19 protein-coding genes are annotated in these 20,502 nt (G+C 60.8%); 2 read left to right on the forward strand and 17 right to left on the reverse strand.

Annotated features, from left to right (window positions below):
- Positions 1-601: glycosyltransferase (locus tag CJZ82_RS11910; protein WP_198949754.1), on the reverse strand; the 601-nt coding region annotated here is incomplete at its 3' end.
- A 59-nt stretch (positions 602-660) separates the two neighbouring features.
- Here CJZ82_RS11910 and CJZ82_RS11915 point away from each other — a divergent pair.
- A complete protein-coding gene (locus CJZ82_RS11915; protein ID WP_094555999.1) occupies positions 661-1,794 on the forward strand; it encodes a glycosyltransferase in 1,134 nt (377 codons plus the stop codon).
- Between the two features lie 76 nt (positions 1,795-1,870).
- Here the strand turns inward: CJZ82_RS11915 and CJZ82_RS11920 are convergent, their stop codons facing one another.
- Genes CJZ82_RS11920 through CJZ82_RS19485 form a run of 3 tightly spaced genes read right to left on the reverse strand, consistent with a single transcriptional unit; the run spans position 1,871 to position 3,890 of the window.
- The gene (locus tag CJZ82_RS11920) at positions 1,871-3,067 is read right to left on the reverse strand and encodes a hypothetical protein (RefSeq protein ID WP_094556000.1); all 1,197 of its coding nucleotides are present in this window, start codon (positions 3,065-3,067) and stop codon (positions 1,871-1,873) included.
- Entirely contained in the window at positions 3,064-3,651 is a 588-nt protein-coding gene (locus CJZ82_RS11925; protein WP_198949755.1) for an acyltransferase, read from the reverse strand. Before CJZ82_RS11925 ends, CJZ82_RS11920 begins: the two co-directional genes overlap by 4 nt.
- Complete coding sequence (locus tag CJZ82_RS19485; RefSeq protein WP_304442171.1) at positions 3,648-3,890, reverse strand: DapH/DapD/GlmU-related protein; 243 nt, start codon at positions 3,888-3,890, stop codon at positions 3,648-3,650. Before CJZ82_RS19485 ends, CJZ82_RS11925 begins: the two co-directional genes overlap by 4 nt.
- 3 nt (positions 3,891-3,893) lie before the next feature.
- On the opposite strand from CJZ82_RS19485, the gene CJZ82_RS18705 reads away from it, so the two are divergent.
- Positions 3,894-4,217: a hypothetical protein gene (locus CJZ82_RS18705; RefSeq protein WP_198949760.1), complete on the forward strand. Its 324-nt coding sequence runs from the start codon at positions 3,894-3,896 to the stop codon at positions 4,215-4,217.
- Positions 4,218-4,225: 8 nt separating this feature from the next.
- Here the strand turns inward: CJZ82_RS18705 and CJZ82_RS11935 are convergent, their stop codons facing one another.
- The 13 genes from CJZ82_RS11935 to hisS form a co-directional block, all read right to left on the reverse strand.
- A complete protein-coding gene (locus CJZ82_RS11935; RefSeq protein ID WP_198949756.1) occupies positions 4,226-5,398 on the reverse strand; it encodes a hypothetical protein in 1,173 nt (390 codons plus the stop codon).
- Positions 5,395-6,360, reverse strand: coding sequence for a polysaccharide pyruvyl transferase family protein (locus CJZ82_RS11940; RefSeq protein ID WP_158218566.1), 966 nt, complete (start codon positions 6,358-6,360; stop codon positions 5,395-5,397). The genes CJZ82_RS11935 and CJZ82_RS11940 overlap by 4 nt, the downstream gene beginning before the upstream one ends.
- Before the next feature lie 50 nt (positions 6,361-6,410).
- A complete protein-coding gene (locus tag CJZ82_RS11945; RefSeq protein WP_158218567.1) occupies positions 6,411-7,046 on the reverse strand; it encodes a PIG-L deacetylase family protein in 636 nt (211 codons plus the stop codon).
- Between the two features lie 7 nt (positions 7,047-7,053).
- A complete protein-coding gene (locus CJZ82_RS11950; protein ID WP_094556005.1) occupies positions 7,054-8,061 on the reverse strand; it encodes a GNAT family N-acetyltransferase in 1,008 nt (335 codons plus the stop codon).
- Complete coding sequence (locus CJZ82_RS11955; protein WP_094556006.1) at positions 8,058-9,251, reverse strand: glycosyltransferase family 4 protein; 1,194 nt, start codon at positions 9,249-9,251, stop codon at positions 8,058-8,060. The genes CJZ82_RS11950 and CJZ82_RS11955 overlap by 4 nt, the downstream gene beginning before the upstream one ends.
- 291 nt (positions 9,252-9,542) lie before the next feature.
- Positions 9,543-11,321, reverse strand: coding sequence for an ABC transporter ATP-binding protein (locus CJZ82_RS11960; protein ID WP_143593655.1), 1,779 nt, complete (start codon positions 11,319-11,321; stop codon positions 9,543-9,545).
- Positions 11,321-13,150 (reverse strand): ABC transporter ATP-binding protein, encoded by a 1,830-nt coding sequence (locus CJZ82_RS11965; RefSeq protein WP_094556008.1) that lies wholly within the window; start codon positions 13,148-13,150, stop codon positions 11,321-11,323. The genes CJZ82_RS11960 and CJZ82_RS11965 overlap by 1 nt, the downstream gene beginning before the upstream one ends.
- 39 nt (positions 13,151-13,189) lie before the next feature.
- A complete protein-coding gene (locus tag CJZ82_RS11970; RefSeq protein ID WP_158218569.1) occupies positions 13,190-14,407 on the reverse strand; it encodes an ABC transporter permease in 1,218 nt (405 codons plus the stop codon).
- Between the two features lie 4 nt (positions 14,408-14,411).
- Positions 14,412-15,629 (reverse strand): efflux RND transporter periplasmic adaptor subunit, encoded by a 1,218-nt coding sequence (locus CJZ82_RS11975; protein ID WP_233130221.1) that lies wholly within the window; start codon positions 15,627-15,629, stop codon positions 14,412-14,414.
- A 25-nt stretch (positions 15,630-15,654) separates the two neighbouring features.
- Positions 15,655-16,698, reverse strand: a complete 1,044-nt coding sequence (gene galE / locus CJZ82_RS11980; RefSeq protein WP_094556011.1) for a UDP-glucose 4-epimerase GalE — start codon at positions 16,696-16,698, stop codon at positions 15,655-15,657.
- Complete coding sequence (locus tag CJZ82_RS11985; RefSeq protein ID WP_094556012.1) at positions 16,695-17,645, reverse strand: UDP-glucuronic acid decarboxylase family protein; 951 nt, start codon at positions 17,643-17,645, stop codon at positions 16,695-16,697. The genes galE and CJZ82_RS11985 overlap by 4 nt, the downstream gene beginning before the upstream one ends.
- A gap of 3 nt (positions 17,646-17,648) precedes the next feature.
- Positions 17,649-19,064 carry a nucleotide sugar dehydrogenase gene (locus CJZ82_RS11990; protein ID WP_094556013.1) on the reverse strand — a complete coding sequence of 472 codons (1,416 nt, stop codon included), beginning with the start codon at positions 19,062-19,064 and terminating at the stop codon, positions 17,649-17,651.
- Between the two features lie 106 nt (positions 19,065-19,170).
- Entirely contained in the window at positions 19,171-20,460 is a 1,290-nt protein-coding gene (gene hisS / locus CJZ82_RS11995) for a histidine--tRNA ligase (protein ID WP_094556053.1), read from the reverse strand.
- Positions 20,461-20,502: the final 42 nt, after the last annotated feature.

Below are 20,502 nucleotides of genomic sequence, written 5' to 3' on the forward strand. Positions count from 1 at the left end.
GGCAGAAGGCTGGGCCAATGGACGGGAGCAGTCCCGATAAAACCGGCACCAGCATGGCCGCACCAGCTCCCTTGTGCCTGACTTTCAGTCGGCCCTGGAAGTAGGGCAGATTGGGGTCGATGTTGAGGGCTCGATACCGGCGGATGCCTTCGCCGTGGCCGATGCTGGTCACCAAGAAGTCCCGCACCGCGGCCAGGGGCAGGCCGGCTAGGTCGGTGTTCCAGAGAGGCTCAAGATCCCCCCTCACCAGCACATCGCAGTCGAGGTAGATCACCCGCTGTTCGCGCGATTGCAGCAAGGCCGGGATCAACAGGCGGAGGAAGGCAGCCCGGCTGATGTGGCGTCCCTTAATCAGGCGCAGATCGGCCACCTCGCCCAGTTCCGGGTCCAGCCACTCCAGGCTGGCGGGGGTGCAGGATCGGGCCACCAGCCGCTCCACGCGCCCCCGGTTCTCGCATGAGATTCCATCGGCCAGCAGATAAAAACGCGGCCGTGCGCCTTTGACGTGATCGAGGATCGACTGGATCACCACACCCATGGCCAGGGCGTAGTTGTTGTCGGCGGCCAACACGATCGCAGGCCCCTTCGTGTTCGTGCTCAACCTAGTTCCCTGCTGCCGCTCCTAAAATCCTTCGACACAGGAACAGGAGCCGCATCACCATGGCTCGACTGGTCGTTTACGGCGCCAACCTGGCCTGGGAGGGCAAGCCGGGGCGCGGCGGCCATGTGATGTTCGCCCTGAACTGGATCGAGGGTCTGCGCCTGCTCGGCCATGAAGTGCTCTATGTGGATGAATGCAACGGCCAGCCCGAAAGCCTGGCCCTGCTCGGCTCGATCATGGCCGCCTGGTGGGCCCCCTCTCCCTACGCCGCCCTCTCCCCCGAGGGGGAGGTGCTGGCGGGGGTGGATGCCGATGGGCTGCGCCGCTTCTGCCTCGAGGCGGCGGCCTTGATCGCCCTCGGAGCCCCCTTTCGTGCGGGTCCACCGCCGCCCCTGGCAGCAATCCGCCCGCGGGTGCTTGTGGATATGGATCCCGCCTTCGTGCAGCTCTGGGCCGATCAGGAGGAGTTGCCCGAGGCCGTCTATGGCCTGCACGACTTCTACTACACGATCGGGGTGAACATCGGCACCCCTCGCTGCCGTATCCCAACCCACGGCCTGCCCTGGCGTCATGTGTGGAATCCCGTACTGCTCGACTGGTGGGCCGATCTGCCGGCCACGCCTGAGGGGCCGATCAGCACGGTGGCGGGCTGGTGGATCAACTCCTACCAGGTGTTCGAGGGGCAGACCTGTGGCCCCAAGGCCGAGCAGTTCCGCCGTTTTCTCACCCTGCCGGAGCGCTCGGCGGCGCCCTTCGCCATCGCGCTCGAAACGGCGCCCGACGATCCCGATCGGGCGCTGCTGGCGGCCCATCGCTGGCATCTGCTCGATCCGGCCGTTGCCGTTGCCGACGCCGAGGCATACCGCCGCTTCATCGGCTCCTCCGCCGCGGAGTTCAGTTGTGCCAAGGGTCTTTACGTGGTGAGCAACTGCGGCTGGTTCAGCGACCGCACGGCCTGCTACCTCGCGGCCGGCAGGCCGGCGATCTGCCAGGCAACGGGCATCGCTGACGCCCTTCCTTCCGGTGAAGGGCTCTTCTTCGTGAGCGATCTCGAGGAGGCGCTCGAAGCGGTGGCGGCCATCCGGGCGGATTACCCGCGCCACGCCGCGGCGGCACAGCGGATCGCTCGCGAGCATTTCGCCACCGAGCAGGTGCTTCCCAATTTTCTTGCTGAACTGGGGTTATCTGCTTGAAATTCTTGAGGCTATCCGTAAATGTGGATCTATCTTCTTAACGCTCAAGAGAGAGCCGAAGAGTGAATTTAGCAAACTAGTACTGTTGATCGGGCAAGGATGCGAAGGTCTGATCAATCAGCATCGGCAAGACGCGCCTTCCCGAACATAGCTCTTCAGCAATGAGACGAGCCCGGCGCGAATGGTGCTTGTAATTGGAAAACACAATCCTGATCGCCTCAGCCGCCGATTCCATATCGTGAAAGGTGAGCAGCCCACCCTTCGCGATGTTTGAGGGATCAAAGCCAGTGTCTTCCATGATCACAGGTCTGCCAGAGGCGAGGTAGGCGGCGCTGCGATCGCTCATCCAGCCGGTCCGCAGTTCACGATAGATTGGCTTTGGACAGCAGAGTTCGGCTGCACTCTTTTGGATGTAAGTTTGATAGGCTTGAACGGACCCTGAAATTGTGTATGGATCCACAACCATCCATCCATGCGATTGGAGAACGCTGCGATCGTGCGTTTCTCTGTCATCTCCAACGTCGACGGCTAGTTGCAGGCCTCTCATGCTTCGACGAGGAAGATCGAGGTACCTAAGGTAGGCATCTCTCTTTGAGACGCTGATCAGTTGGCCGTTGTATTCCAGCCAGTCCCAGGCCCAACTTGTGATCGTGGTGATCGGCGCTTCTCGGCGTGGCTCTGTGTGGTCTGCCTTCCATAGAGGCAGATGCACGACCTGGGGGAAGGTGAACCATTGCCGCCCAAGTTTCGGAGCCATGCAGCTCTTATCGTTGTAGTTAAGTCCTACTGTGCAGCACACATCAAAGGCATCAAGCGTCTGCCCAAGTTGCATGTTACCCACCTGAAGATGACCCGGATCGACATCGATCAAGACGACCTTCCTGAACTGGGAGAGGATCTCTCGAGGACCAGCGCCGGCAAAACTCCAGACTGCTTCGCAGCTGCCGATGATCTCTCTGAGATTCGGCCCAGATCCGCCAAGAACGATGCTGTCTGTGGCATTGAAAAAGCAAGGATCCGGGCGATGAAGCACAAGCCGATAGTTGTCGAGGAAACCGTGTTGGCCGATCAACCTCAGGCTTTTGGGGATCCAAGAGTGCTCGGCGTAGGATGGTTGCAGGTCTTGGGTGATGAATTCAAGCCAGAAGAATTCAATATTCAGGTCGCGCAACCCGTAGGCATATTGCAAGAACCAGCTCCAGTGGCCGCCCCCCTCTGGATAGCTCGCCAGGTTGGGGGCAATCAGGGCAAGGCGGCCGTCAAAGATCTTCATGACCTCTGCTGTTTCAGGGGCCGCAGTTGATAGGGATTGCCAATGGCCAGAGTTCCTGCTGGAACCGGGCCGTTCACGCTGCTCCCAGCCGCCACAATCGCATCCATCCCAATATCTGCACCTGCCAGCAACACAGCACCGCAACCAATCCAGGCATTGCGGCCGATGCGGATGGTGGGCTGTCTTGTCGTTTCGCCCGCTGCCTCAGGAGCAACCTCACTCTCTTTGCGATTGCTCCGTGCAGGTGGGATTGCTGATGCTGCATCGGAAATGACCACCTGATGGGCAATTAGTGCATAGTCGTCAATGTCCACCAAGCCGTTGGTGTTGATGATCACGCCCCGGAGAGTGCAGTAGTGGCCAATACGGACCTCGCCTTGAAGGCCAAGATTGAAGAAGGTGCCCCGGTAGATCCCACTGGCCTTGCCGATGCTTACCCCGCAGGGCCGCTGGCTTGCGTAATGCAGAAAGGCATAGCTGCTGTGAAGCCAGCAGCCCTCGTCAAGTCTGACGTTATCGGGCAGACCACCGTCATACCAGTCGTGTTCCAACTGCCGGTGATCCGCTGGATGGTTGCGCATCATTGAGGGCGGGCCGGATTGCCTTCCATCACGCAGCCGGCAGGCACATCACGGCTGATCACAGCACCGGCTCCAATGCGAGCGCCAGCGCCGATTCGCACCCCCTTGAGGATCAGGGCCCCGATGCCGATCCACACGTCATCCCCGATCACGATCGGAGCGCTCTGGTAGGGAGGCCGCTTCGAGAGATCTCCTCCAGGCGCCACAGCCCTGGCATCCTGCTCCCGGAGCAAGGGATCCATGGGGTGAAAGTCGCTGTCTGCCAGTGTGACCTGATAGGAGATCACGACGCGTTTGCCAACCTGAATACGATCGGCACACATGAAAACAGGCCCAACCAGAATGCTGTCTTCACCTACTTCAACCTGGCCCGTTGGCTCCAGGTTGAACGTTGCCCAGGTGTAGACCTGCACGCGGTTACCGAGGAGCACAGCTGGGTCACGCTGGCTGCGGCAGCGCTCGAAGCTGTCGCGCCGTTCGATCCAGCAGCCTTGCCCCAGGTGAATGCTGGCAGGAAGGTCGCCGTAATCCCAATCCCCTCGCAGGTGGCCATAGCCGATGGTTGCTGAGGTGCCGCTCACAGCCCGACACTACTGAGCATGGAGCTGAGCACCATTCCGGCTTCGAAGCATTGCTCAGCTACGGCACGGGCAGCTCGTTGGTGCTCGCAGTAGTTGGCCTCCACAGCTTCCAAGGCCTGGCATGCTCCCTCCAGATTGCTGAAGGGGAGCAGCCCCATGCCCACCGGCAGGCAGTTGCTGAAGCCGGTGTCCTGCAGCACCACAGGGCGCCCTGCTGCCAGGTAGCAGACCGACCGGCAGCTGAACCAGCCGCTGCGCGTATCCACGTAGACGTTTTTGGCCACGCTGAACTCTCCGCGCGACTGCTGAATGTAATGACGATAGCTTTGATAATCCACCGAGATGGCCTCCGAAGAACGGATTTTCCAGCCCTTTTGCTGCATCTGTTCCAGCGGTGGCTTGCTGCCGCCGATGGCCAGCTCAAAAGCCGCCTTCACCAGGGTGGGCAACGACTCGATGGCGCGGAATTCCCGTTCCTTCGTGCCGTAGCTGCGGCCATTGTACTCAATCGGCCGGCCAAAGTTGTTCCAGGTGAGCACAGTGGTCCAGATGTCTCCTGGAGGTTCTTGGCTCCAGCAATTGAGCAGCACGGGAGGGCGCAGTGGCTCCCAGGCGATATCAAGGCTCGGCAGCAGGCAGTCGGGTGCGCCGAGGTTTTCGGCATGGGTGAAGAAGGCATCATGCTGGCGCCAACTGCTCACCCCCGCCTGCTCTTCGCCAGCAGCAAAGCGAGCATCTGCGGCCGGGTAGTTCACGAAGTGATTCCAGCCCGGATCGGTATCCACCAGCACCTTGCGCGGGCAGGCTAAATATGGTTCACGCAGCAAGGCGCTTCCCGACACGTTGAGGAACAGCTCGGCGCTTGCCACCAGGTGCTCTAGACGATCAGCAGCTGGGCCATGAAGCTGACCATCGAGACTGCGCACGCACCAGCGCTGTCCAAGAGATGGCGAAAGGAGCTTGAGAGTACGTTCCAGAAAGCTTAGCCCGTAGCTGGGGTCATCCCCGTACAACTGGCAACTAGGGTTGTAGGTTTGCGTTCCAGTGTCTTCCAAATAAAAGACTTCAAATCCAAGGTTCTCCAGGCCAAGGGCATACTGGGCGTAGTCCCACACAACCCCACCCAGTGGATAAGTAGCGATCATCCCGGTGACGATCGCACGCATCATGGCACCTCCTGCTGGCTTGCTACGGGACCTAAACCCAGCCAGGAGCGCAACTCAATGGCAAACTGTTTGTGGCCTGCGGTGATCTCTGCCAGCCTTTGCGGATCTAATCGTTGCTGCTGCGGCAGCGCTCGCAACCGCTCCTCCAACAGGCTCTCCGGGAGAAGCGCCGGATCCGCTTCAAGGACCCAATCCCCTAGACCAACAGCCTGCATGAATGCGTCAATTTTCCGGTCCCCACTCACCGCCAACACAGGTCGCCCCATGGCGACTGCGATCACGCAGCCATGCAGGGCTGACGACAGCACAAGAGAGCTGGCAGCGTACAAATCAATGATGACGTCGAAGGCATTGGTGTCACCGTGTGGGATTCGGTTATTCGTGCGACACAGGCTCCATCCCTCGGCTGCCGCTACCCTCGAAGCCACTGCTTCCATCCGCTCGTAGGTTGCAGCCCCGGCGGTGGTGTAGTTGTCTACGTGCAGTAGACCATCGCCCAAAGGATGACGTGATAGCCCCAGCAGCCCAGGGCAGGGCATCGGCATTCTCAGACCGCTCAGCTGCAGCCGATCTCCGCTACTCCTGTCTCTCAACAGAATAAAGGGGCTGCGGCTCACGACCCGACGCAACAGATCCTGGGGAGCCAGGCTTGATTCCTGCTTCAGGTCGCAATTGCCTACGCCCCAAACCGCGAAACGCAGGCGCGTGGATAGCGGCTCAAAGCCCTCCCAAAATGGAGTGAAGTAGTCCATGAACAGCCCGCCCCCTCCAATCACCACCGCATCTCGCGGGCTGGCATCAGCAAGCGCTTCAAGCGCCTGGTCAACAAAAGACTCATCGCAGAGATGCTCGTTTATCCTATTTGCCCCAAGCAGACCCTGGATCGCCCGTGCGGAAAGCCAGTCACCAACATTGGAGCGATTGGCAAACACATGATGCACAACCTCGACGGGAGTGGTGGACATTGCAATCGGGCGTCTAGCTGTCACTAGGTCACGAAATGAATCCGTTCCGTTCATGGCTTCAGGACCTGAAATACTTCGGCATACTCGCCCTCTGGCCAACTTAGAAGTTCGCCGCGGTAACGGGCCAGCCCACGACTGGCAGCTGCGAAGTCGAGCACTTCCACTTGGCTGTGGTGGGCGCGAATGGCGCGCAGTTTCATAGCCATGTCGGTGCCAATATCCACTACAGCATCGATCCGTTGGAGCGGAGTCCACACTTCATAGAGCCACAACTCCGGCACAGCCATGCCCGTTAATTCAAGTGTCTGGATCAACTGCTTCGCGAGCCGCCAGGTAGCCCGATGATCTGGATGGGATTCGCCACCATGGGGCGCGTAAAGGCGTTGGACTGGTTTGGAGGTCAGTACCTCCTGCAGGGCCCTCAGCAGAGCAGCAGTGCTGCGCAGGGCGCCATCGCGCTGGCGCCAGAAATGGAGGGCATCCACTCCGAGCAAGGCTGCAGCCCGCCGGGCCTCGGCTTCTCGTAGCGGTCCGGTGCGCTCCGGCGACAGACCGTGCCCACCTCTTTCTCCCGAGGTGAGATGGATAACTGTTACCGCATCGCCTGCTCGGTAGTGGTGGCGCAAGGTACCGCCGCAGCCAATCGCTTCGTCGTCGGGATGGGGGCTGAGCACTAGGACGCGCATCGCTGTTTCAGGTAACACTGCTGCAGGGATAGAGGCCCCAAGTGCGCATCCGCGGCACTGCAGTGGCGAAGCGAAGCTTGAAGGCTTCATCGCCAATGCCAAAGTCGAACCGGCCGGCTCCTTCAGCTCGGGCGGCGAGCAGAAGCTGCCGCAGCAGCACTTCTCCAGGGGAGCGCCTGGCCAGAGCGGGATCGAAGCTGGGTTTATACCAGAGGAACACACCGCCGTGGCAAAAACCAAAGTGGGCGGCGATCAAGCGGCCGCCGGCCAGCACCTGGGTGAAGCGCAGGCTTCCGCCGCAAGCGTCGGCGCGAACCAGCTCGCGGTAAAAGCGTCTCTGGAGCGGATCGAGGAAGAGGCTCGGTGAGGCCGTGCCATTCCAACGGGCAATATGTTGCTCAAAGAATGACTCTAACTGGGCCTCGATCGCCACCGGATCGCGTAGATGGTCAACTCGCAGGTCGCCGTCGCGGGCAAAACCCCGTTCATGACGCCGCAGACTGCGCCGCTCGGCCGCTGCCCCGGGGCCAGCAGGGTCGGCGTCAAAATCCAGTACCGGTGCGGCCAGATCGCCTTCGTCGCAGCAAAGCATTCCGAGGGATGCGGCCCCCTGCTGCAGCCGCTGCCAGTTGGCTGAGGTGTCGGGCAGCAGGTAGAACCTCAGCCCAAGAAGCTCCGGCTCCCTTTCCAGCAGGGCTCTCAGCAGCGCCTGAAGGACTGCCGGCTCGCTCAGATCGCCGATCAGATCGAGGGAATCAGCGCTCCCGCTTCCCACAGGGAAGGCCATGCCGCCGTCCACAAACAGGGCGGCCAGGGCCAGCGGCTCACCCTGACGCTCCGCCAGGAGCAGATGCAGCCGGCCGCGCCCGAAGCATTTCCACCAAATACGCTGGAAAACCTCGCTCTGAAACACGGAGCAAGTTTCGCTGAGAGCAACCAGCCGTTTCCAGCCCCCTGCCGCTATCCAGGGATCGTTGAAGCCGCTTAGCGCGCGGACCTGGATCTGATCACTCATCGCTTTGCAGCCGCGAGGACTTCGGCGTAAAAGGTGGCGATCGCGGGCACACAGCGACGGGTATCGGCTTCCGCCAGTACCCGCTGGCGGCCCCGTTCGCCCATGGCCCGACGCCGGCTTGGATCGCGCAGCAGGCTATCGAGTGCCTCGATAAGCACATCGGTGTCATCAGGAGGCACCAGCAGGCCATCAACTCCATTCTCGATGGCTTCGGCGGCACCCGAGCCCTCACAGGCGATCACCGGCAACCCACAGGCCATCGCCTCCAGGTAGACAAACCCAGGCCCACCCTCGTAACGAGATGGTGCGGCGAACAGATCAGCGCCAGCCAGTGCCATTGGCAGCGCTGTGTGATCCAGAGGACCCATCAGCTCCAGCCAGGCGGGGCTGCCCGTGGAGGCGGCCCGTTGCCGCAGCTGATCCGCCATGGCCGGTTCCACGCGGCCGATCATCCGCAGGCGCAACTCGGGGTGATTGGCACGGAGCATTGCCACCGCTTCCATCAGCCGATCAGCCCCCTTACTGGCGGCCACCCGTCCAACGAACACCACGGTTGGGCATTCTGAGCGGGGGCCGGCACTTGGGCAGAAGGCTTCAACATCGATGCCGGCATGCAGCACTGGAATTGTGGAAGCATCCCGGCCGTACAGCCGTTCTGCCCAGATCGCCGAGCATTGGCTGGAGGAATAAACCACATCAGCCAGGCGCAGACAGATGGCCTCCATGGCCTGCCCAACCTCAGCATCGCAGGAGCCCGGCTCAGGCCAACCGATCGTGGCGGAGAGCATGCCCACAGGGCCATGCAGCTGCAAAACGGTGACGATGGCGTTCCATGGGGCACGGTTCAGCAGATGCAAGTATCCCTCGCCGCCGTACTCGGCAAAATCAATCAGATCAATAGGGCGTGCCTGATGGAGCCGTTGGATCTCTTCAGCCACGGCCATGCTGGTGGCGATCCAAGTGGCCGCGAGTGTCGCCAGCGCCAGCCGGTCATGGCCACCGGGCATCCGCACCACTCGCACCATCTCATCCTGAAATTCATGGTGATTGTGATCAGGGCTCTGAGTCAGTACGGTCACCTCATGCCCCAAACGTGCCAGACCAAGGGCCTTGAGGCGGGTCTGGCTGGCTATCCCTCCATGGCCGGCCGGCAATGGGTATTCCTGGGAGACAAGCAAGATACGCATCATCGGGTGCTGGCTATTTGAAGGTCTCAATTGCTGCTGATAATGGCCTGCTACTCATGGTCTCGGAAGTCTGCAGTTTTGAATAGACTACTACGATGGTTCATGTCGGGATAGCATTGTCGCAATGTGGCTGGCGCTTAAGCTTTCTCCAAGGGAGTATACTCATAAAGCTCTTCCAAACAGAGGAAATCTGAGCGACTACCACGCCAGCTCTCATAGGGACTGGAGCAGGGATGGGGGTCGTGTCACGCAAGAGCAGCACTACGAGCGAACTACTTACTTTTAAAATTAATTCTAGCGCAACTCTGCCCCACAAAGACGCGAATAGAGGCCTCCTTGAGACAGCAGGCATTGATGATGTCCAATCTCAACAATCCTCCCGGAATCCATGACAACGATACGATCCGCCCTTCGCACAGTACTTAGGCGATGGGCAATTATAAAAGTCGTTCGGGTGGCGATCAGCGGCTGAATGGCTCGCATCAGCTCACTTTCCGTGCTCGCGTCCAAAGCTGATGTTGGCTCATCCAAGATAAGAATCGGGGCGTCTCGTAGGATCGTCCTTGCAATCGACAGCCTTTGCTTTTCTCCCCCGGACAGTGAACTTCCGCTTGCATCAAGCACTGTTTTGTAGCCATTAGGCAGTCTTTTGATAAAAGATACTGCCTGAGCCATTTCGGCTGCTCGTTCGATGGAGTTTTTAGTTGCGTGAGGATTGCCGTAGGCAATATTGTCCTCGACGCTCAATGGGAGCATCATCGGGTCCTGGAGTAACAACCCCACCTGGGCCCTCACATCGGCCAGGCTCAAATGCCGAAGGTCAATCCCATCAACCAGGATTCGGCCTGCACTCACATCGTAGAACCGTGCCAACAGTGACATCAACGTGGTCTTGCCTGCCCCGGAAGGGCCTACCAGTGCGATCACCTCGCCTGGCATCACATCTAGGTTGAGATCATGCAGAACCTCTCGTCCGTCGCTGTAGGCGAAGTGCACATGATCGAATGTGACACGACCAGTAGCCCGTTGCATTGGCAACGCTCGTGGATTGGCTGGATCGGGTGGTTGATCTTGGAAATCGAGCAGCTCGACCACCCTGCTGGCTTGAGCGATTGCTGCAGCAAAACCAGCTGCACTTTCCGTGAGCGACTCCAGAGGCCCATAGATCGCCGCCAGGTAGGCCACAAAGACCGTAAGTGTTCCCACAGACATTGTTCCTGCCACCACCTGCAGACCTCCCCCAAGAAGCAGGAGTGCGTTGCCCATGGCACTCACACTGCCGATAGAAAAGACAAAGTAGGACTGGATTTGATTGGCTATGCGGAATAGCGCAAACGAGTGATTGGAGAGCCGATGGTACCTTCGCCGTTCGATCGGTGGACGGTTGAAGGCCTGAACCACCGGCAATGATGCAAGCACCTGTTCCGCCTGCCCGAGGCGTTGGCCTTCCAACACTTCATAGGCATAGGAGGCGGAGGCCATTGCAGGGTGAAAGATCCGGATCAGCACGAGATACAGCGGCATCACCACACTGACAAGCAGAGTAAGTGGTGGGTTAAATCGCCACAGCACGAAGCCCATCATGAGCAAGCTCGCAAGAGAGATCAGATTGGGAAGCACCACCCCAAGCAAGAGCTGGCTGAGGCAGCTGCTGTCCTTCAGGATCCGCTTCACCAGATCGCCAGAGGAATGCTGGCTATGAAAGTGAAGCGAGAGCCTCTGGAGATGGGCAAAGAGCCTGGCCCCAAGCGAATAATCCAGCCGCCTTCCAAGGCCAGCCCTGACGAACAGCTCCCAGGCCTTAACGCTCTCCCAGGCCAGATAGATCAGCACCGAGGCTGCCGAGAGCGAAAGAATCAGCCCGAAAGAGCCGGAAGAATTCTTCGCAGACGGCATCCACTGCAGGCCAGCCGGTAGGGGTTGGCTACCGATGGCGCAGTCCAGGATCAGCTTCAGTGGCCAGGGCCGCAGCAGATTGATGATGATCCCGGTCAGTGAGGCCGCCACCAGCGTGATCAGCTCCCTGCGATAGGGCCACGCCGTTCGTGTCAGCAGCTTCCATTTCATGCTCATCACTGATGCTCTTTAATCCCCGCAGAGCGATTGGCAGCATGGAAGCGGGTATAGAGCCCGCCCGAGTCGATCAATTGTTGATGGGTTCCCTGCTCTGCGATCCTGCCTCGCTCGAGCACCACGATGCGATCAGCCAGCTGGATCGTGGACAGGCGGTGCGCCACCATGATCACGGTTCTGCCGTGCATGATGCGCCGCAACGAAGCCATCAATTCAGCCTCAGTGAGAGTATCGAGCGCAGAGGTGGGTTCATCGAGGATCAGAATAGGAGCCTCTTGATAGAGAGCTCGGGCCAGGGAGATCCGTTGCTTTTCCCCACCTGAAAAGCGAGTGCTGTTTGATCCGATCAGCGAGTCATAACCCTTGGGAAGATGTTGGATAAAGCCATACGCGAAGGCTTCTCGTGCGCATCGATCCACTGTCTCCTGGTCCCAGCAGGCATCGGAGTAGCCGATGTTGGCGGCTACGCTCATGGCGGCGAGCATTGGAATCTGGGGAACGTAAGCGATCTGGCTTCTCAGGTCTGCCAGGGTCATCTCTCGGATGTCGATTCCATCGATCAGGACCCGTCCGACAACGGGGTCGAAGAATCGCAGCAACAACCCCACCAGCGTGCTCTTGCCTGCACCGGTGGGGCCCACGATCGCCACGGTCTCACCAGGGTGGATCCGTAGATCAAGCCGATCCAGGGCGTTGCGCTGTTTCCCATAGCGGTGTGTGACCCCATCGAATACGATTTCCCCTCGCAAACCTGCAGGGGGCAAAAGAGTCGGCTTGCGAGCTTCTGGTGTGGGATCCGGGGCGTCGAAGACGGTGAACAAACGCTCGACACTGGCTTCGAGAGACTTAAGCCCACCAAAATTGGTGAACAGGCTGTTGCAGGCATTCCGGATCGCATTGAGATAGTCGAGGATCACAACCAGGCTGCCCACGGTCATGGATCCCTGCAGCACCTCCAGGGATCCGCTGAACAGAATTACGGCTGCTGAGATCGCGCCAACGGATCCGCCTCCCAGGTCAAACAGGCTGCTGTAGAGCCGATGACGCTGAGCATTCTTGACCGAGCTCTCAGCCAGCTGAACGAATCGACGCCGGTTGTCCGATTCCGTCTGGTAGGCCTGGATCAGAGGAATGGCATTCATGACCTGAAGGGTGAAGGCGAGCAGAGTCGAATCACTGACCCTTGTACTGTGCATGAGTTTCCTGAAGATTTCGCCGTACTTAAGCGCGATTAGTGTCAACATTGGGATGACGACGAAAGCCAACAGTGTCAGCTGGCTGTTCAGCCTCCAGGACACCACTCCAACCATTATCAAGGTGATGAGGTTGCTCAGAGGACGCAACAACAGCTTGTCGGCCAGTTGGTAGGCCGCGTAGGTATCCCCCGACAGCCGGCTCAGGCAATCTCCAACGGAGTAGTGCTTGAAGAAGGCAGGATCCTGCCTCATCAGACGGACGAACATGTCTTCGGATAAGTCGAACACCGAACGCTGGCCCACACTTGCCCATGCCATGGATAACTTTGCCGCCACAAATGCGTTTCCAAGCAGAACCACCAGCCCCAGCACACCAGCCAGGGCAACCCACATAGCAGAGGAGCTCAGTCTGCCCCCACTGATCATCTGCAGAACAGAATCCAGGCCAGCGGGCCTGGCCGATGGCTTCAGCGCATAGTCGATCAGAACCTTCAAAGGCCATGGCTGGGCCACCGCCATCGCCGAGCTCATGACGGTCAACGCAATGATCCAACTCATGCCGCGCCACTGCCGCAGCAGATAGGCGAGCAGGATTCGGTAGTGGCGGATCTTGACGGAGCGCTGCATCTTCATCAGCAGAAAGCCGTGCGCCTTTCTTCTGCCATGATTGAATCAGGCACTCCGCAAGGCCACGATCGGATCCAGCTTCGCTGCTTGCATCGCTGGAGACACGCCGAACACAACCCCAACAACGCTGGATAACGCCAGTGATGTACCAATCGACCAGGCCGGAACAATGAAGGGGAGCGGTGAAACGACTACAACAACCAGAACCACCCCCACCCCCACCAGCAAACCGATCACTCCTCCGGACGCGGAAAGCAGTGTGGCCTCAATCAAAAAGTTCAGAAGAATCGATCCATTGGTGGCTCCGATCGCCTTGCGCAATCCAATCTCGCTGGTGCGTTCACTCACCGTGACCAGCATCACATTCATGATGCCGATACCGCCAATAATCAAGGAAATGCCGGCCAGCACAGCCAGAAAAATGGTCAGCGTTGAGCTCACCTGGGCAATCAGGTCCTTGTAGGGGATATTCGGGGCAACGGCGAAGTCGCGAACCCCGCGCCTGGCGGCCAGTAGATTTGTGGCCTGGAAGATGGCATCATTCACTTGCTGCTTGCTGACAGCAGCGATCTCGATGTAATCCACTGGGATTCCGATCCCAGCCATAGTACCCCTCAAGAAGAGCGAGAACGTGGACAGGGGCACATAGACAAACTCATCCGGGCTAGTCTTGTCCAGGCTCCCCTTAGGTCGCATCACGCCGATCACCCGAAAGGACATGTTCTTGATAGCCATCGTCTGACCAACAGGCTTTCCATCGGGGAAAAAGCGCTTGGCGATGCTGCTGCCCAGGACAACCACCCTGGCTGTCTGCTCCACTTCTTCAGACGAAAAGAAGCGACCCCGACTAACAGCCTCGTTCTTGACGCCCAGATAGTCCGCTGTGGTTCCCGTCACCCACAGGAATTGGCTTTGCTCATGGACGCGACCCAGGAAGGTGGCCCCCACCACGGGTGCCACAGCCCGAATAGCGGGCGTCCCTGCCCCGAGGGCCAGGGCATCGCCCAAATAGAGCTTCGGCTCCCGCTTGATCGTCTGCCCAGGCTCGTTGGCTGTGGCATAGGCAATCAGACGATTAGGGCCATGAAAAGCTTCAAGCCGCTGCACCGTGTACACCTTGGCCGCCTCTCCGAGGGAGGCCATGGCCACGAAACTGGCATTACCGATAATCACGCCCAGCATCGTGAGGCAGCTGCGCAGTGGATGGGCCACGAGCGACTGGGCCGCCGAGTGAAACGTATCCCGCAGGCTGAGCATCGTCATGGGATCACTTCTGCCGCACGTAGCCGGGGATCTGCACATCAGCAGGAGGAGCCGACAGCAGAACCCGCTCACCCTGTTGAAGGCCTTGGATCACCTGCACCTGCTCACCGCTGACCCGGCCCACCGTGACTGGCACGAACTCAATTCCACCGCCCGGTTGAAGGCGAAGCACTCCCTTGGTGTTGTTCTCTCCGGTGGTGAGGGCTGCCAGTGGCACCACCAAGGCACCAAGGATCGGTTCGGCGAGGAAGCGCACCTGCACGTTCATCGCTGGCTTGAGCTTTCTCAGACCAGTCTCGATCTCCACAGCCACCGGGAAGGAATTCACCTCGTTTTCGGTTACCGCCCGGGGGGAGACCATCTTCACCCTGCCCTGGAACACGTCCTTGGGGAAAGCATCCGTGGTTACCTCAACCTTCTGACCCGGAACGATTTCAGTGAGGCTGGCCTCAGGAATTTTTGCCACTACCTCCAGTCCACTCGAGAGTTCAGCGATTGAGGTGGACGTGGCCCCGTCCTGCTCGGAGGCGGAGGTGGTTGGGGTCACGAACTGCCCCTCCTGCGCAAACTGCCGCGTGATGATCCCAGCAAAGGGTGCAAACACCTTCGTGTTGCGTAATGCCGCTTCGCTTTGCTGGATTTGGTAACGGGCTTCATCCAGCTTTGCTGCTGCTCCATCCACGTTGATCTTGGCCTGGCGCTCCGCGTTGCGGAGTTCTTCCATGAGCTCGAGAGAGATTGCGCCGCTCTTCAGCAGGGGCTCGTGCCGGGTTCTGCGCCCAATTGCCACCTGTGTATTGGCCCTGGCCGCCTCCAACTGAGCCCCAGCCGCCTTCTGCTGGCTCAGCGCCTGATTGAGTTTGGCCCGCAGTTCGTCACTTTCCATTTCCGCCACCAACTGGCCAGCCTCAATCCGTTCACCTTCCCTGATGAATAGCCGCTCAATCCTGCTCGCCATGTTCGGGCTGAGGTTCACCTTCCGTACAGCCGTCACCACTCCGCTGGCTTCAGTTGACGCACCTAGGTCGGCAGTGGTGACGGCAACGGTCTGCAGGTTGCTGGCAGCCTGACGGGCTTGCTCCGGTTGCCAGACGGATCGGTCATAGGTGATCCACCCCAGAACACCCGTACTGGCCAGCAGAACGGCGATCAGGACCTTGGTCCAGGGTGCTGGACCAGTCCGTCTAGGGGTCCTCGGTGTTGGACTCGGATCGACCGGCATCTTGGCCACGGCTGGAACCTCTGCTCTACTCGTCATTGGACAAGAGCTCGGCATCAGACCGCTGATGCCACACCCAGGCATGGGACAGGATCGTTTCCAGATCCGGGTATGCCGGCATCCAGCCCAGCTCGCGCCGGGCTTTCTCCGCGCTGGCCACCAGGACCGGCGGATCACCCTCCCGCCGGGGGGCCACATGGGCGAGAAGTCCGCGCTCGGTGACCTTGCGGGCGACATCCAGCACCTGCTGCACTGAGTAGCCCGTGCCGTTGCCCAGGTTGTAGACGGACTGTCCACCGCTAGCCAGGAGCAGCTCCAGGCCCAGCACATGGGCATCCGCCAGATCACAGACATGGATGTAATCCCGGATGCAGGTGCCATCCGGCGTGGGGTAGTCGTCGCCGTAGATCTGCACCCCTAGCCGCAGGCCGGCCATCGCTTCCAGCACCAGCGGGATCAAATGGGTTTCCGGCGTGTGGTCTTCGCCCAGATCTCCGGAGGGATCGGCACCGGCGGCATTGAAGTAGCGGAAGATCACGCTCGGCAGGCCATAAGCAGCACCGAAGTCTGAAAGCAGTTGCTCCACCATCCACTTGCTGCGGCCGTAGGGATTGATCGGGTTCTGGGGCGTGTCTTCCGTGATCGGCACCGTGTCCGGAATCCCGTAGGTGGCGCAGGTGGAGGAGAACACAATCGGAATGGCGGTGCCCGTGCCGCTGCGTACCGGCTCCACCAGAGCTTCGAGCAAGGTGAGGGAATCGGCCAGGTTGTTGCGGTAGTACTTGGCTGGGTCCTGCACTGATTCGCCCACGTAGGCATAGGCCGCAAAATGCAGCACCGCCTGCACCGGTTCACCACCGCAGGCCGGGTGTTCACCACTCAGCACTTGATCCAGCAGGGCCCGGTCACCTACCTGCCCAACCACCAGGGGTACGCCGAGCACCTCCTCCACGATCCGCAGGTGTCCGTACACCAGGTTGTCGAGCACTATCGGCTTGAAGCCAGCCTTCTGGAGGGCACGAACGGTGTGACTGCCGATGTAGCCGGCACCACCGGTGACGAGCAGGGTCATCGGCCCGTTTCCAGACAGGAGCGGAAGTAATCGATGGTGGGACCCAGTCCGTCCTCCAGCGAAACCTTTGGCTCCCAGCCCAGCTCCTGCCTCGCCAGGTCGATCACCGGCTGACGCTGCAGGGGATCATCCTGCGGCAGGGGCAGGTAGGTGAGCGGCAGATCAGGGTTGATGCGCTCAAGCACCAGCTCCGCCAGCTGGCGGATCGTGAATTCACCAGGATTGCCGATGTTGATGGGGCCGGTGTGGTTGCCGTTCATCAGGCGAATCAAGCCCTCGACCAGATCATCCACATAACAGAAGCTGCGGGTCTGGCTGCCGTCGCCATAAAGCGTGAGCGGTTCACCCCGCAGCGCCTGCACGATGAAGTTGCTCACCACCCGGCCGTCGTCCGGGAACATTCGCGGGCCGTAGGTGTTGAAGATACGCACCACACGGATCTCTGTTCCATGCATGCGCATGTAATCGAAACAGAGGGCTTCAGCGATGCGCTTTCCTTCGTCGTAACAGGAACGGATGCCGATCGGATTGACACTGCCGCGATAGCTTTCCGGCTGGGGATGTACCTCCGGATCGCCATACACCTCACTGGTGCTGGCGAGAAGAAGCCTGGCGCCAACCCGCGTCGCCAGGCCCAGCATGTTGTAGGTGCCAAGGAAACTGGTCTTGGCTGTCTTGATCGGATTCGACTGGTAATGCCTGGGTGAGGCCGGACAGGCCAGATGCCAGATGCGATCCACCTCCAGCCGAATCGGCTCGGTCACATCGTGCCGGATCAGCTCAAAGCGCGGATGGCCCATCCAGCGGGCCACATTGGCCTTGCTGCCTGTGTAGTAGTTATCTAGGCAGATCACCTCCTCACCGGCTTCCATCAACCGGTCGACCAGGTTGGAGCCCACGAAACCGGCGCCACCGGTGACGAGATTTCGCATGATTGGAGCGCTCATCGGTCAGCCTTCTCCGATACGCCAGACCCTAAGCCCAGCCGCCCGGGCCGCCGTGGCATCCGTGATGGCACGCACATCAAACAGCCAGGCGGGCCGTCGCATGCGGGAGGCAATCACCGCCCAATTGATATCACGAAAACTCGCCCATTCGGTCAGAACAATCACAGCATCGGCTCCCGCCACGGCCTCCAGATCCGACGGTGACGACTCCCAGCTGCCGTCACCTCCCAGGCCGTCTGCTGAGGCCGATGCCGCACAGCCCAGGTCCCGGGCAATCTGGCTGGGATCCACCTTCGGGTCATGAATCGCGAGGTGAGCCCCCTCCTCCAGCAGGTCGCGGCAGATGCCGATGGCGGGTGATTCCCGGGTGTCGTTGGTGTCGGCCTTGAAGGCAAAACCCAGCACCGCCAGCCGCTTGCCACTCACAGTGCCGAACAACTTGCTGACCACCAGCCTGGCGATGCGCTGTTGCTGCCAGCTGTTCAGATCCACCACCTGCTCCCAATAGTGAGCAGCCTCCTCCAGGCCGTAATGGCGGCACAGATAGACCAGATTGAGAATGTCTTTACGGAAGCAACTGCCACCGAAGCCTGGACCGGCGGAGAGAAACTTCGGCCCAAGGCGCGAATCCGCGCCGATCGCCCGGGCCACCTCCTTCACATCCGCACCCGTGGCCTCGCAGAGAGCGCCGATGGCATTGATCGAGGAGATGCGCTGGGCCAGGAAGGCATTGGCCGTGAGCTTGGAAAGCTCGCTGCTCCAGAGGTTGGTGCGCAGGATCCGCTGCGGACTGACCCAGTGCTGGTAGATCTCCGCCAGGGCTTCGATCGCCTGCGGATCCTCACCACCGATCAGCACCCGATCGGGATCCTCCAGATCGGGGATGGCGGTGCCCTCCGCCAGGAACTCGGGGTTAGAGAGCACCGAGAAGGTTTTGGCCGAACCGTTTCCCCCTACCTGGGAGGCCGACAGAATCTCCTTGACCGCCTCGGCGGTACGCACTGGCAGGGTGCTCTTCTCCACCACGATCGTGTGACCCGTGGCCTGAGCCGCCACCGTGCGGGCTGAGGCCTCGATCCAGCGCAGGTCGGAGGCCTGGCCAGCGCCCAGCCCCCGGGTCTTGGTGGGTGTGTTCACCGACAGAAAGACCATGTCGGCGTCGGCGATCGCCCCATTCACCTCTGTGGTGAAGTGGAGGTTGCGTCCTCGGCAGCGGCCCACCACCTCAGCCAGCCCCGGCTCGTAAACCGGCAGACAGCTGAGATCGTCCGCATTCCAGGCGGCAATCCGCTCAGCGTTGAGGTCCACGAGCGTGACCTGGATCTGGGGGCAGCGATCGGCGATGACAGCCATGGTTGGCCCTCCCACATAGCCGGCACCGATGCAGCAGATGCGATGAACCGACAAGACCTCAGCCATCAACGCTGCGCCATGCAAAATGTGACACGATCTTTCCACGGTTTGCCAATCGGTCGATCAGCAGCTATTCGGAATGCCCTGTGGCACAAGAGCGCGAACCAGCGGTCTAAGACCTGCTCAAGGCTTTCATCAGCTGTTCTGCAGACAGTCGCTGCTCCAAACTCACTGCCTCAGCGGCGTTGCCGCCTCGGCGCAGGTCCTTGAGCAGCACGACCCCCTGCTCGGCTTCTCCCTCACCGATCACCACGGCCCAGGGGGCGCCGGAGCGGTCGGCCCGCTTGAGCTGCTTGCCGAAGGCGGCCCGAGTGAGATCGAGCTCCACGCTTCGGCCGGCCTGGCGCAACTGGCGGGAGAGCACCAGCGCCTGGCGCTCGGCCTGCTCGCCGCGGCTGACCAGATAAACGTCTGGAGTGGGTGGAGCGAGGGCGACAGTGCCGGCGGCCTGAGCCTGAGCCAGCAGCAGCACCAGCCGCTCCAGGCCGATCGCCCAGCCGATCGCGGCCGTGGGCGGGCCGCCCAGCTGCTCGATCAGGCCGTCGTAGCGGCCGCCGCCACAGACGGTGGCCTGGGCGCCGAGCTGGCTGCTGGTGATTTCGAAGGCGGTGTGGGTGTAGTAGTCGAGGCCGCGCACCAGCCGGGGATTGAGCTGATAAGGAATCTCCAGGGCGTCGAGGCTGCGGAGCACAGCATCGAATCGTTCACGGCTGGCCTCGCTCAGGCTGTCGATCAGCAGCGGGGCCTCGGCCAGAACCGCCTGGGTGTCGGTGTTCTTGCTGTCGAGGATGCGCAGGGGATTGGTCGTGATCCGCTCCCTTGAATCGGCATCGAGTTGCTCCTGGTGCTGCTGCAGCCAGCTCACCAGGGTGGTGCGATAGGCGGCGCGATCGGCCGGATCACCGAGGGAATTGAGTTCCAGCGCCAGGCCGCCGACCCCAAGTTCCATCAGCAGATCCCAGGCGATCGCGATCGCCTCGGCGTCACTGCGGGTGTCGGCGAAGCCGAGCAGCTCGATCCCCACCTGGTGGAACTGGCGCTGCCGCCCAGCCTGGGGCCGCTCGTAGCGGAACATCGGCCCCGTGTACCAGAGTCGCTGGGCCCCCTGGCTGAGCAGGCCATGCTGCAGGGCGGCACGCACCACCGAAGCGGTGCCCTCAGGCCGCAGGGTGCAGCTGCGCTCACCCCGATCGAGGAAGGTGTACATCTCCTTGCCCACCACGTCGGTGGCTTCGCCGATGCCCCGGGCGAACAGCTCGGTGACCTCCAGCAGCGGTGTGCGGATCTCCCGCAGGGCGGCCCGCTCGAACTGGGCGCGGACCGTGGCTTCAATCTGCTGCCACAGGGGCATCTGCTCCGGCAGCAGATCCACCATGCCCCGAAGGCTCTGCAGCTTCTCCACGCCCGCGTTGCTCACTCGCTGACAGTTTGCGGGATCGCTGGG

The organism is Synechococcus sp. 1G10 (assembly GCF_002252625.1).
Classification (GTDB): Bacteria; Cyanobacteriota; Cyanobacteriia; order PCC-6307; family Cyanobiaceae; genus Regnicoccus_A.

Excerpts from the sequence above, each read along its gene's own strand:
- CJZ82_RS11915 (WP_094555999.1), top strand. The coding sequence starts at position 661 with ATGGCTCGACTGGTCGTTTACGGCGCCAACCTGGCCTGGGAGGGCAAG.
- CJZ82_RS11920 (WP_094556000.1), bottom strand. The coding sequence starts at position 3,067 with ATGAAGATCTTTGACGGCCGCCTTGCCCTGATTGCCCCCAACCTGGCG.
- CJZ82_RS11925 (WP_198949755.1), bottom strand. The coding sequence starts at position 3,651 with ATGATGCGCAACCATCCAGCGGATCACCGGCAGTTGGAACACGACTGG.
- CJZ82_RS19485 (WP_304442171.1), bottom strand. The coding sequence starts at position 3,890 with ATGGATCCCTTGCTCCGGGAGCAGGATGCCAGGGCTGTGGCGCCTGGA.
- CJZ82_RS11935 (WP_198949756.1), bottom strand. The coding sequence starts at position 5,398 with ATGATGCGTGCGATCGTCACCGGGATGATCGCTACTTATCCACTGGGT.
- CJZ82_RS11940 (WP_158218566.1), bottom strand. The coding sequence starts at position 6,360 with ATGTCCACCACTCCCGTCGAGGTTGTGCATCATGTGTTTGCCAATCGC.
- CJZ82_RS11945 (WP_158218567.1), bottom strand. The coding sequence starts at position 7,046 with ATGCGCGTCCTAGTGCTCAGCCCCCATCCCGACGACGAAGCGATTGGC.
- CJZ82_RS11950 (WP_094556005.1), bottom strand. The coding sequence starts at position 8,061 with ATGAGTGATCAGATCCAGGTCCGCGCGCTAAGCGGCTTCAACGATCCC.
- CJZ82_RS11955 (WP_094556006.1), bottom strand. The coding sequence starts at position 9,251 with ATGATGCGTATCTTGCTTGTCTCCCAGGAATACCCATTGCCGGCCGGC.
- CJZ82_RS11960 (WP_143593655.1), bottom strand. The coding sequence starts at position 11,321 with ATGAGCATGAAATGGAAGCTGCTGACACGAACGGCGTGGCCCTATCGC.
- CJZ82_RS11965 (WP_094556008.1), bottom strand. The coding sequence starts at position 13,150 with ATGAAGATGCAGCGCTCCGTCAAGATCCGCCACTACCGAATCCTGCTC.
- CJZ82_RS11970 (WP_158218569.1), bottom strand. The coding sequence starts at position 14,407 with ATGACGATGCTCAGCCTGCGGGATACGTTTCACTCGGCGGCCCAGTCG.
- CJZ82_RS11975 (WP_233130221.1), bottom strand. The coding sequence starts at position 15,629 with ATGCCGGTCGATCCGAGTCCAACACCGAGGACCCCTAGACGGACTGGT.
- galE (WP_094556011.1), bottom strand. The coding sequence starts at position 16,698 with ATGACCCTGCTCGTCACCGGTGGTGCCGGCTACATCGGCAGTCACACC.
- CJZ82_RS11985 (WP_094556012.1), bottom strand. The coding sequence starts at position 17,645 with ATGAGCGCTCCAATCATGCGAAATCTCGTCACCGGTGGCGCCGGTTTC.
- CJZ82_RS11990 (WP_094556013.1), bottom strand. The coding sequence starts at position 19,064 with ATGGCTGAGGTCTTGTCGGTTCATCGCATCTGCTGCATCGGTGCCGGC.